The following is an 11855-nucleotide window of genomic DNA, read 5'->3' as shown; positions in this document are numbered from 1 at the left end:
GTTGCGTTCAGACATAGCAATAGCAATTCGTGCCCTCTCCCCTTCCCCTGTTCCAAATTGGGAGAGGGGTGCCGACAGGCGGGGTGAGGGAAGTACTATCTTTGACTGCAACTTAGTATTAGTATGTGACGCAAAAAGAGAATACAGGAAAACCCGAGGTAAAAGAAAAGATTTATCTTTTACCTCTTTCTTATTACTAATTCACTATTCAAATTCCAAAATTGTCAGATAGTTTTATTTGTCTTGATTGGAGTCTTGTCTTTCTTCCCGCAATTGGCGCAACTTGTTTATTAGTTTTTGGCTAGATGCCTGAGTTTTGCTAATTTGTGCTTGGGTTGCTTGTGATGTAGGCACAACCTGATTTTTGCCAACTTGCACCGACTGCTGTGCTGGTGTTGTAGTAGCTTGCGGTGTAGGTGCAGACTGATTTGTCTTGACTGGTACCGATTGCGGTGATAATTTCACAGTAGGTTGCTGCGAGCCAGTACTGACTTGTTGTACCTGCTGAGGTGATTGAGGATTTTGCTGAGGCGATCGCAAACCCTGCATCGGATCTTGCTGCTGCCCGTTGGATAAATTAGGTAACGGTTGTGTTTTGTTGATTCCCAAGCCAGGTAATTGTTGGGGAGTCAGTGTAGGCAATTTTGGTGAAGTAGCTCCTACCGTCGTGCTGTTGTTTGGTAAGAAAGATAGGCTAAATGGGTAGTACTTAGGTTTGCCATTTGCCTGTACGGGGTTTTTTTGGAAATATTCTCTAAAAAATTCTCTTGTGGATGTCTTTAAGCTGGATGAGACTGAGTTGTCCAGAAAGTCTACAGACTCAACTTTACCTTCGCTATCCACTACCAAACCACCCCTAACATTTCCTTCCTGTCCTCTTTGAACATTCACTGTTTCAGATATGGGTTTTTTGGTTTCAATGTTGGGATAGTGCTGCCTGACTTTCTGAAACTGATCCCCAAAGCTATTAATTGTTGCAAGTTGCTGTTCTGTTCCTGGGGGTATTGTCGATGTTGATGGTAACTGAGGGATGTTAGATGCAAGCTGCTGTTGTTGCCATTGTGGCAAGGTTGCACCTGCTAATGTTAACTTATCCCCTAGTTGTGGAGTTGTGCCGATCGGGGCTACAAATTCTTGAGTTTGACTCACTGTGGCAGTGGTCGTGTTGTGATAAGGTGTAGAAGTCGAATTGCTAGGCAGTTCTGTTGGGAGATTAGCAGCCTGTAATTCCGGCAAATTAGAAGGTAACTGTGGTCTATTTTCGTTAACAGAAGATAGTGGCTGAGGTTCTCCGAAGGCAACTTTGTCTTGCACGCGAGGAATTGGTGGCGTGATGTTCGCGCCTGTATCCAGCTTAGGTTGATATTGCCAGTTTCTGCCTTGGGGTATTTGAACATCCTGGCGATTGGGTAAAGAAACTATGTTCAGGCTGTCAGGAGAGGTGGCAATAGAAGGCAGTGCTGGCTCGACAAGGGCAGATACTGGTTGCTCTGCGGGTAAGGGTATTGGTTTATTGGCGAAGTTTGGAAAGGGAGGAACTTGGGATTTTAGCGGGAGTTGTCCTTGCAGGGGAAGTTGCCCTTGTAGAGAAATTTGCCCTTGCTGGGGAAGTTGAGGCGTGCTTGCTTGTGGCAAACGGCTCTGTTCAGCCTGATTTAATTCAACGAGTCCAACAGTTTTTGGTGATTTTGTTTCTTTGGGTTTAGATTCCACTGGCATCAGTGGCAGGAATAAGGCGATCGCACCATGAATGCCAACAGAGGCTAAAGCTGCTATGCCAGCTGGCTGGCTTATAAATACAGGTATATTTTTGAGCACCGAGACGTATGACATAACTGTGATCCGTTCACTCAGCTTGATTGCAGTAGATTTACAATTTTATTTTTTAGACAATAATTTAAAGACAGTAATAATTTCAGTTCTGTGCGTTACTCTACAAATAATAACTTCCCGCGTCCAAACTAAAAACAGGAAAATGTCACTTTTTCAAGTAAGATTTTTTTTAAATTGATATAATATTTTACTAAAAATTTCGTTGAAGCGAGCAACAATTTTAAAAATAATTAATTTTTTTGGGATTTATTTTTGAACTTTCACAATTAGAAGCGAAAAGTAGGGTAATTCGAGTTTGGGGCGATCGCGTAAGTCAGAGTATATAACCATATCTGGTAAAGTAGCTTTTTCTACTACCCAACTATTTTCTAATAAACCCCGTTGCTGTAACACTTGCCAAGCTTGTTCGTAAACTGAACTAACTTTCATTAGCACGACCACATCTGCCCAGTCTAAAACACTTTCCAATTCTGCAATTGTGTATATTGCGGGTAAAATCGCCAATCGCTGTTGGCGTATTGTCAATGGTAATCCCAGTACAGCCGCAGCTGCCATTGGTGAACAAACTCCCGGTATCAACTGCACTTTGACTTCGGGATGTAGCTGTTGTAGAGTCTGTGCCAAATAAGTAAAAGTGCTATAAAAACTTACATCTCCTTCGCAGGCAAAAGCCACATCTTGACCTGTTTGCAAATAGTGCCAAACTTGCTCTGCTGCGGCTTGCCATGCTTGCGTCAGCACAGTCATATCCTGGACATAGGGAAAAGTCAAGGCTATTTGCACCTGCTCTTGACTTAACCACGGTGCGACTATTTGCTGTGCCATTCCTGGTTTACCTTGTACCCCTGCTGGAAATGCTACTACAGGCGAATTTTGCAGTAAGCGCAATCCTTTCACCGTAATTAATTCTGGATCGCCTGTCCCGACACTAATGCCGTAAAGAATACCAATTGTCACAGTTAGATAGGGGGATAAAAATTATGAATTATGAATTATGAAATTTTGGTTCTTCAGCATTCATCATTCTCACCTATTCCCCATTCTCTATTCCCTATTCCCTATCCAAAATGCCATTACCAACAGTGATTTTGCCAGGATATTTAGAAAGCGCGATCGCTTACCATCAATTACAACAATCCTTGCAACAGATGGGCTTTCCTACGCTGACTGTACCACTGCGACGCCGCGACTGGATAGTCACTTTAGGAGGTAGACCTGTAACGCCTATTGTACGGCTACTCGATCGCACAGTAAAACAGGTACTACAGCAATCTAATGCTTCACAGATTAATTTGATTGGTCACTCAGCAGGAGGTTGGATTTCTCGCATCTACTTGGGTGACAAGCCTTATTTAGGGCGTGGTGAACTTCAAGCATCCCTTTGGCAAGCTCATAGTCTAGTTGCTACTCTGATGACTCTGGGTACACCGCATATGAGCCAGGAGCGCTGGACGCGCTGGAATTTAGATTTTGTCAATAATAATTACCCAGGAGCATTTTACCAAAATGTTCGTTATGTTTGTGTCGCCGGAAAAACAATCTTTGGTGAAAAAAGACGCGGTAGCTGGTTAGCTTACAGTAGCTATCAATTAACCTGCGGTAAAGGTAACACTTGGGGAGATGGAATCACTCCCATAGAAGCTGCTCATTTGGAAGGAGCAGAAAATATCGTGATTGAAGGTGTGAAACATTCTCCCAGAAGCCCAGGTGTTTGGTATGGTTCACCAGAAGCGTTAAAGGTTTGGGTCAAGTATCTCGTGTGAGGTGAGAGTGGGGGAGTGGGGGAGTGGGCATGGGGCATTGGGCATTGGGCATAGTTAACAACCACTAACCACTAACCACTAACCACTAACTATTCTTAAAATTTCTTAGCTAAACTTGTAATAAAAATATATATTGAGCCAAGAAAAGGAGCGGTGAGTGATGGAAAACACCGAGTTCAATAGAGTTCTGCGGCGCATAGCAACGGTATTATCGGTAGTAATTATTACGTTATCCTTAGTTGCTGCTTCCACTGGGATTTTGCTGTCTTTTTACTACGAACCAGCAGCAGGCAGGGCATATCAGTCGTTGAAAGCGATCGCGGAGCAAGTGTCCTATGGTTGGTTGTTCCGCAAAGCTCACAATATTGCTGGTAACGCAGTCATTGCGATCGCCCTTGTGCAAATTGTGGTGTTATTTTTAAGCAGGCAGTTTCGCAAAAGTTGGTTAACGGCTTGGATTAGTGCAATTTTCTTTACCCTGATTGCGATCGGCCTTTCGTGGACAGCAATGATTTTAAGCTGGGATCAAGAAGGATTCTGGCGTTTTAGCATTGAGTTGGGAACTATTGAAGCAATTCCTTTCATCGGTTCGCAATTGCGCGAAATTCTCACTGGTGGCGGTGCGATTAGCACACTTACTATCCAACGCCTTTACACCATACACAGTTACATTCTCTCTATCGCTGCCATTATTATTTCTGTGGTGCATTTATTGAGCGTATTGTGGCAAGAAAAACAAACGCAATCCTCAGGGGCGAACTCTGAAGTTATTAACTCACAGCCGCAATCAATAATCAATCAGGGCGCGGGAGCATCGCTGGCGGAGAGTTGAGATAATTTTGCGATCGGCACTTCTTCAACTTCCGGTAATTTTTCTAAAGATAGGCGTTCTGAGGCTTTTCCACCTGATAGGCGTTTTAAAAGGTTCGGTCTAGGATCGTGCAACAGGTAAATAATGCGATCGCCTGGTTGCCAAGCCTCACCCGCAGGCATGATCTGCAATTTCTCATCCCGTTCTAAAAATAGTGGCACTAACTCGCCAGCCCGGATTAATGCCTGTAACTGAACCTTTTGCAGAGAAAAACCAGGCTCTTTCAGCGTCATCATCCCCAACTTCACTTGCTCATCATTCAGATACTGATTCCAAGTTTTAATTTGGAAGTCGGGGATGAAAGCCTGGTTAACTTTAGTTTTATTTGTAGCGTTATTAGCTTGAGGATCGCGGGGGAAAATTGCTAAAACACGCGGTGGGCTAAACTCCTCTGCCGCCCGTTGGGCCAAAACAAAATTCACCTCACCATTTTTGGTCATCGCAAGAAAAGTCCCCACAGAAGCCAGTCCTGCTTCTTCTAAGACATTGACATCCAAAGCACTGCTGGTCAACACCCGGAGATTTTCTGCTTGGGCTTGTTGACTAGCTTCTGCATCTGTATCAATCATCACCACTGGTTCTCCCCGTTCTTGCAACAGGCGAGCAATTAAAATACTCAAAGGATTGCAACCAACAATCACTGCCCCCGTTGCTTGTTTGGAAGTGATTTGCAAACACCTAGCAACCCAGCCAGCAGTTAGACCTTGGCAGAACACAGTCATGATAATTGTTAGGAAGACCAAAGCTTTGATGGCGTCACCACCATTAATGCCGTGTTGTGTTAGCAAAATTGCAAATAAAGAAGCAACGGAGGCAGAAACAATTCCCCGAGGTGCAACCCAGCTTAAAAACAGTTTTTGTCGCCAGTTAAGATCGCTGTTCCACGTACAAAAGAGGATGTTGATCGGACGAACGATAAACATCAGCGCCAAGACAGTAAATAAACTGCCCCAACCCAAGGCAAACACACTGTCAATAGATAGGTCAGCAGCCAGGAGAATGAATAGCACTGAGACGCAGAAAATTGTCAACTGACCTTTAAAGTGGCGCAGCAAGCGTTCTTCTGGTACCGAAGCAGTACCAAACACGACACCAGCAACTACAGTTGCCATCAGCCCCGATTCACTGCGGAGCATCTGAGCTAGTACAAATAAACCCCACAGCCCAGCCAAAACTACTAAGTTTTTCAGCTCAAATGAGAGAAAATTGGCAAATTTGCAAATCAATGCCATTAGCCAGCCACCCACTGCACCAATTACCCCACCAATACCAAGGCGCACAAGCAAACTGCTAATCGCAACGAATGGGTCGGCATTCTGGTTTAATATCGTGTTTAGCACTACGACGGCCAGGATGGCTCCCACTGGGTCAATTAAAACCCCTTCTCCTTCTAAAAGTGTGGCAACTGGTCGCTCTACATTGATTTGTTTGAGCAGGGGACTAATAACCGTAGGCCCTGTAACTACAACTAAAGACGCGAACAGAAAAGCGATCGGCCAAGGAAACTCACCCAGCCAGTGAGCAGCCATACTGCCACCAAGCAGCGTAATCAGAGTTCCCAAGGTTACGAGTAATTGCAAGCTCGTAGAAACTTTGTTTAATTCTCGCAATTCCAGGTTGAGTCCGCCTTCAAACAAAATTATCGCCGTTCCCAGAGCGACAATTACTTCCAATCCCGTACCTAGCAAATGGGGGTGCAAAAATCCAAAGCCGTCGGAACCAAGGACAATGCCAAACAGCAATAAAAACACAATGCTGGGTACCCGGAGGTATGCAGCTAGTACCTGAGCACTAATACCTGCAACGACGGCAATCACCATCTGCAAAGTAATTTCAAATGATGCTTCCATGTTGTAGATTTTGAGCGATATTTTTCAAAATCTTTTGTAAAGAATTGTAAAGATTAAATTTACAGCGTGCAACATTACGCCCTGTCTTCTTTGCTGAGTCGAGAAGATTTTTCATACTTGGTTGCCTATACTACAGCATTTTTCTAGGTTTAGCGAAACAGTAACAACGCTAGCCACCGATTTATAAGCGTTTGAGTGCCATACTTATCCCTGAAAGCGTATTTTTTCTAGCATTTGCTATCAATTACTTTTGCTTCCACCCAGTTTAACCTGCTGCAATTTAAAATTTTGCTATAAATTTATTCATTAAAACTGTTGACATTAACAATAAAAGCCGCTAAATTAATAAAAGTGTGAGCCGCGCGCCCCCATCGTCTAGAGGCCTAGGACACCTCCCTTTCACGGAGGTAACGGGGATTCGAATTCCCCTGGGGGTACTTTAGATAAAAGTAACACAAGCCCTGCAAAGCGAAATAGCAAGTTTGTAGGGATTAATTTATGTCTGTAGTTAATAAATAAAAATCGAAACACAGTGTGAATTACTACTAGACTCAGTGGTAGTAGTGGCGAAGCAGGCTCTGGCGGGTTAACCATGACGCACGGTTAATTGTCTTCCTAATCAATTTTGTAAACACAAAAGCGATCGCCTCCTTTGTTGCTATGGGATCTATTTAGTAATAGCGAGAATCATCTGTGATGCACCAACCCTGTTAAGCTAGAGCTGATAATGCCTTAGTACAACATTGCACAAATTTGTAACGAATTTAAATTGAAAAAACTCTGCGCTCCTCTGCGTTTAAAAAGCTACGATTTTACGCAAAGCTGTACTTAGCAATATCAGCAGTAATTCACCTTGTCAACTCCTCAAGACGCTGGCGAATTGCTAAGAGATTTAGCTGTAGATCCTTCGCAAGGCGACGCTCAATGATTCCCACTGGCATTGTGCGTTTAGGCCAAACTTTAACTGTATAGCAGAGATTAGTCCCTGTTTCTTGACCAAGGGAATAAGGCTCTAAGCGCCAGCTACCGGAGAAGTCTTTAAAATCCCCCTCTACCATTTGGAAAATAATTTCTTTGGGGAAGTATTCTTCGAGGTCAAGAACCACACGGGCAGAAAAATTCAAACGTAAAAAGCGTTGGGAACCTACTTGTTCCAAGCGAATACCACCGTTGGGATGCTCAAGCAGACGACTGTTGGCTAAATTGGGAATGAAATCAGCCAAGGCTTCATAATTAGTAAGCACTTCCCAGACTTGTACAACTGGTTGAGGAATTTGGATGGTAGCAGAAATTTGCCGCTGTCGGTCGGCGATTTTCTCAATTTGAACCGCTACAGCTTGCAAATCAAAATCATCACCTACCAAATTTTCTTCTAAGCTGGTGTCGTCTTCAGTGGCAATTAAATTGAGTTCTTCTGGTGTGTATTGTTTTTCAGTCACTTTCAGAATATGGTTTATCTTCGTCAGAAAATTGAGGCAGATTGAGGATAAAGCAGATTTTGCTGAGGTTGGTATCTGCAATCGGAGTACTTTCCACAGCTATTTTCCCATTTAAATGCTGCACCAAGGATTTTACAAGAGCAAGTCCTAGACCAGTACCTGGAATCCATCTTCCTCTGCCCCGACGGAATGCATCGAATATATAGGTCGCTTCTTCTTCAGATATACCGCGTCCTATATTAGTCACCTTAATAATAACTTGATCGACTTGCTCAACAACTTGGTGCGTGGCTTCGAGTTGGACAATGGTGTCCCGTTCTGAGAATTTGCCAGCATTCGTGAACAATTCTTGCAAGATGCGGTCAAAGCTCTCCAGTTCAGTTTGTAGCTCTAGAGATTCTTCCGGTAAATCGAGAGAAATACTTAATCCTTTGTCCGCAAACTTTTTCTCAAAAGATGCTGCTAAATCTTCGATTCTTGTATTTAAATCAATGGTTTCAAATTGCGGACGTTCTTGATGGGTGTCTAACTTTTGGAGTGTCAGCAAGTCGTTAATTAAATTTATTTCCTTGGTACATTCCTCTTCTAAGATATCTAGATACTTCGCCTGCTGCTCGGGTGTTCTTCCCGGTTGACGTAGCATACGCAGTGCCATACGCATATTTGTGAGGGGATAGCGTAGGCGATCGCTCATGTTACTCAAAAATTCATCTTTGAGTTGGTTGAGTTCTCGTAGTTGCTCTACATATTGCCGCGTTCTTTCGTACAGTTTGGCTTGAACATCTAAGCTGCGCTGCAATTGAGATGTGCGTTCATCCACCAACATCTGCACTTGCCGCAGTGTCTGTGTTTGAATTATGGCATTGCTGAGTTGAGCGCAGACCATTTCCACCATATTTAATTCTGCTACCTGCCAGTGGCGAGGTTGGGCTTGCTGTAATGCTAGAAATCCCAAGATTTTGCCTTGACTCTCCAATCGCATTAATAGCATTGCCGGCAGTTTTTCTAAAACAAATGCGGGGGCGACGGTTGAGGTATCTTTGCGTCGGTCTTTATTGTCGTGAATGATTACAGGTTTTCCAGATTCTGCTGTGAAGGCACGCCGACATATACCACAGTCTGAAAGCCAGAAGGAATGATCTTGAGTATCTTCTTTACTTATATAGAAACTTTCTGTTTCCCTAGACCATTCGCCGATTACGGTCGCTTTAGCTTTGGGAATTTGTTTTTTAGGTATGCTCCTAAACAGCGGATCGGTGTATTTCAGTAGTATCAGCAAACCGCGATCGGCTTCTAAAGCTTCGGCGGTAGAGGCGATCGCCACCTGAAGCATTTGATTCACCTCTAAATTGCTACGACTGAGGATTGTCAATTGCTTGATCAGGTTTTGATGCTGGGCGCAGGTTAGCAGATTCTGCTGTTGTGAGGTGATTAGCTGTGCTTGTGCCACTTGCGAAAAAGCGATCGCGCAAACTGACTCCACAGTTCTGAGCAAACGTTTTTCTGACTCACTCCAATCATACAACTGCGACTTGATCAGGCTAATCACACCGTTTTTGTTACCTCCAAAACGGGTAGCGATCGCCAAAACAGCTTTGATTGGCAGTGGCAAATTTTGACATCCTATTGCCAAACTATTTTGAATTGTCGAAATGTCTTCAATGGTTGGTTCAGCCGCACATTGCACCACTGGTAAATCCAGCTGTTCCATTGAGAATATCTCATCTGGATGCGACGCACTTGAATACTCTTGGACGCACCAATTTGCAGTCACTTCTGCACCAGACGCCTTGCCCTGAACAGTTACTAGGCAACAGCAATCTACTTTGAAAGCAACTCCTAACACTTGGGCAATATCTTGCAGCATCATTGCTGGGGTTGAGCTATTGGCAATGATTTGATTTATTTTTTGTGCCAACTGGAGGGCGGTTGTGTCTTCCTCATGCTGCATCAGCTTGACCGGGTAGTGTGTGAGTCGTTCTGCTTCATCTGGATATTGTAGCGATGAAGACAAACGCTTTTTCATTCCTGATACGCTCTTGGATAGTGAACCCATTGTTTTTGTACCCAACCTCCTGCCATATGCTTACTCCCTTTGTATTGCTGCACCCTGCGACTGAATCATCTATCTTATTTTTAAGACTTTCTCTCACCTGTTATAGCCCTTTTCTATTTCAGATGACCAAATTCTCGTATATAAAAAACTTGAGTAATAAAACACCTAAAATTAGCTAAGGTACTCAATTTCTACAATTGCAGTTTTTTGAGATCAGTCTATTCACTAACATCTACTTAGGATATTCTGTTTGCATCTATACATAAACCGTAATTTCTCTAGACTTGTAGCCCAGACTCCATAGATTACATCCGCGTTAACACTGAGGCTAACACGAAAATTTTAATATTTTTTTAACTATTTTTCTGGCTGATTTAACTAGTCTTTATACCTAACTATCGTCAGGAAATATTTTGACTGCACACATTCAGAAAAATTTTTTACGAGTGAGCAAGGGGGCAGCAAAAAAAATTTGTGTCTTCTTTTTGACTCCTTGTTCTTCAGAATTATTTAATCTTTAGGCTGATGTTTAATATCTGTCAAGTGTAGTCATACCCCCTGTGCTCTAAAGTGCTGCTCACCTAAGTGATATTCACGCTATTCAAGTTTATTTGTCTAATTAATATGATTAATATATAAATGATTTTAAGATTTATATGCCTTATTGATAATGTTAAAACTTACACTCATTATTTACCTAATACCTTCTGCTTTCTGTTCATGAATGCAGCCCAGTTCAGCCTTACACAACCTAACTAAGCTGCATTCACTTGACTCCAAATTTATCCAGCTAAACTTTCGACACTCAGAGGAACCATATCGCCAGTTCTCGTCAGTCCTAACAGCATCGGTTGTTGGGGTTGAATTAATTGACCTGTGAGCACGCAGCGTTCTTCTTGCTGGGCTGTAGCAGCTATGCTAGCTCTAATATCAGCTTTTGAAAATCGGGGTTTCCACTCTCCTGATTTTTGCTGGACATAATTCCAAAGGATATCTCGGATGAGGGCTTGATATCCCTGATTGCCAGCTAGTTCTTTGAGTTTGTCTTTTAATTCGCGCTCTAAGCGGATGCTGGTGACTTCCATATCAGTGGTTGGGGTGCGAGTGATGGTATGCATGAGTTTTTCTCCTTAAAACTATAGACAGGATAGTAATACAAGTGTAGTATGTTTAAAGGAATGTTCAATAGGTGAAATTTTCTGTGAAATCCATTTCTCTCATCTCTACTTCCTTGCGTGCTGACAACTGCCGAGCCAGTTGGGAATCAGCCTTTGTGGAAGTGGAGTATTTATTTATGGGACAAAATGGCCGAAAACAGGGCAATTTCACAGAGGGCGATCGTGATTCTATTTATGCCAGGATTGGTGTACTTAATCGAGCACCACAACTAGACGAAAGAAGCGGGAGGTACAGATACCGAGATGCTGTACCGATATAGGAATCAAAGACTTATCAGGTCAATTCCCAACCCCCGCTTTAACAAAGAAAAAAGCGGGGGTTTTTTAATGAGGAGTCAAACCGTGACGATCGGAGCGCAAGTTTTAGAGCAATCTGTGGTGGTGTTTTCTCAAAATTACTTGCCACTGTGTCGAGTCAATATCAAGCGAGCGATCGTGCTTTTAGTCACAAATAAGGCGGAGCCGCTAGATATTACCAGCAGCAGTGGTTGGCAAATTCACTCTCCTAGCTTAGTGATGTATGTACCAAAACATATTCGCTTGAAAATTACTTCTCGCGAACGGATGTGGAAGGTTCCGCCAGTAAATAGACGGGAAGTGTTGCGGCGAGATCGGCACAGTTGCCAATATTGCGGTAACAGCAAACATCTGACACTGGATCATGTGATTCCTCGTTCTCGAGGTGGTCAACACACCTGGAATAACGTAGTTGCTGCTTGTAAGCAGTGTAACTCCAAAAAAGGAGACAGAACCCCCCAAGAGGCTGGTATGCAGCTGCGTACCAAACCGAAAGCGCCAGTCCACCCAACTATTGCTTTTGCCGAAAAATTTTGGATGGACGTGCAAACAAACCTGGAATAACAGG

General features: G+C 43.2%; 10 protein-coding genes and 1 tRNA gene. 5 read left to right on the top strand and 6 right to left on the bottom strand.

Annotated elements, in window-relative coordinates; translation table 11 throughout:
• Positions 1–461: 461 nt before the first annotated feature.
• Positions 462–578 (bottom strand): hypothetical protein, encoded by a 117-nt coding sequence (locus HXY43_RS26930; protein WP_367161460.1) that lies wholly within the window; start codon positions 576–578, stop codon positions 462–464.
• A gap of 1501 nt (positions 579–2079) precedes the next feature.
• The gene (locus HXY43_RS04975; protein WP_026733470.1) at positions 2080–2790 is read right to left on the bottom strand and encodes a precorrin-2 C(20)-methyltransferase; all 711 of its coding nucleotides are present in this window, start codon (positions 2788–2790) and stop codon (positions 2080–2082) included.
• Between the two features lie 110 nt (positions 2791–2900).
• Between HXY43_RS04975 and HXY43_RS04970 the strand changes: the two genes are divergently transcribed.
• Positions 2901–3596 carry a triacylglycerol lipase gene (locus tag HXY43_RS04970; RefSeq protein WP_290880697.1) on the top strand — a complete coding sequence of 232 codons (696 nt, stop codon included), beginning with the start codon at positions 2901–2903 and terminating at the stop codon, positions 3594–3596.
• Positions 3597–3756: 160 nt separating this feature from the next.
• Complete coding sequence (locus tag HXY43_RS04965; protein ID WP_290880695.1) at positions 3757–4428, top strand: cytochrome b N-terminal domain-containing protein; 672 nt, start codon at positions 3757–3759, stop codon at positions 4426–4428.
• Here HXY43_RS04965 and HXY43_RS04960 read toward each other — a convergent pair.
• Positions 4395–6317 carry a cation:proton antiporter gene (locus tag HXY43_RS04960; RefSeq protein WP_290880693.1) on the bottom strand — a complete coding sequence of 641 codons (1923 nt, stop codon included), beginning with the start codon at positions 6315–6317 and terminating at the stop codon, positions 4395–4397. The genes HXY43_RS04965 and HXY43_RS04960 overlap by 34 nt on opposite strands.
• A gap of 364 nt (positions 6318–6681) precedes the next feature.
• On the opposite strand from HXY43_RS04960, the gene HXY43_RS04955 reads away from it, so the two are divergent.
• Positions 6682–6754 (top strand) — tRNA-Glu (locus HXY43_RS04955).
• 411 nt (positions 6755–7165) lie between these two features.
• On the opposite strand, the gene HXY43_RS04950 is transcribed toward HXY43_RS04955, so the two are convergent.
• The 3 genes from HXY43_RS04950 to HXY43_RS04940 all read right to left on the bottom strand — a co-directional run bounded on the left by HXY43_RS04950 (position 7166) and on the right by HXY43_RS04940 (position 10930).
• Positions 7166–7756, bottom strand: a complete 591-nt coding sequence (locus HXY43_RS04950) for an SRPBCC family protein (protein WP_290880692.1) — start codon at positions 7754–7756, stop codon at positions 7166–7168.
• A complete protein-coding gene (locus HXY43_RS04945) occupies positions 7749–9782 on the bottom strand; it encodes a GAF domain-containing protein (RefSeq protein ID WP_290880690.1) in 2034 nt (677 codons plus the stop codon). The genes HXY43_RS04950 and HXY43_RS04945 overlap by 8 nt, the downstream gene beginning before the upstream one ends.
• A gap of 812 nt (positions 9783–10594) precedes the next feature.
• On the bottom strand, positions 10595–10930 hold the full coding sequence (locus HXY43_RS04940) for a ribbon-helix-helix domain-containing protein (RefSeq protein ID WP_026733464.1): 336 nt from the start codon (positions 10928–10930) through the stop codon (positions 10595–10597).
• An 83-nt stretch (positions 10931–11013) separates the two neighbouring features.
• Here HXY43_RS04940 and HXY43_RS04935 point away from each other — a divergent pair, with 83 nt between their 5' ends.
• Together HXY43_RS04935 and HXY43_RS04930 are read left to right on the top strand one after the other, a co-directional pair.
• Positions 11014–11250 (top strand): hypothetical protein, encoded by a 237-nt coding sequence (locus HXY43_RS04935; protein ID WP_367161459.1) that lies wholly within the window; start codon positions 11014–11016, stop codon positions 11248–11250.
• Between the two features lie 82 nt (positions 11251–11332).
• Positions 11333–11851, top strand: a complete 519-nt coding sequence (locus HXY43_RS04930) for an HNH endonuclease (RefSeq protein ID WP_026733462.1) — start codon at positions 11333–11335, stop codon at positions 11849–11851.
• Positions 11852–11855 lie beyond the last annotated feature (4 nt).

Source organism: Fischerella sp., assembly GCF_013388695.1.
GTDB lineage: Bacteria > Cyanobacteriota > Cyanobacteriia > Cyanobacteriales > Nostocaceae > PCC9605.
This window is presented reverse-complemented; position numbering and strand designations above follow the sequence as displayed.

Coding starts and splice junctions, on each gene's coding strand:
- HXY43_RS04970 (WP_290880697.1), top strand. CDS start 2,901: ATGCCATTACCAACAGTGATTTTGCCAGGATATTTAGAAAGCGCGATC.
- HXY43_RS04965 (WP_290880695.1), top strand. CDS start 3,757: ATGGAAAACACCGAGTTCAATAGAGTTCTGCGGCGCATAGCAACGGTA.
- HXY43_RS04960 (WP_290880693.1), bottom strand. CDS start 6,317: ATGGAAGCATCATTTGAAATTACTTTGCAGATGGTGATTGCCGTCGTT.
- HXY43_RS04945 (WP_290880690.1), bottom strand. CDS start 9,782: ATGAAAAAGCGTTTGTCTTCATCGCTACAATATCCAGATGAAGCAGAA.
- HXY43_RS04940 (WP_026733464.1), bottom strand. CDS start 10,930: ATGCATACCATCACTCGCACCCCAACCACTGATATGGAAGTCACCAGC.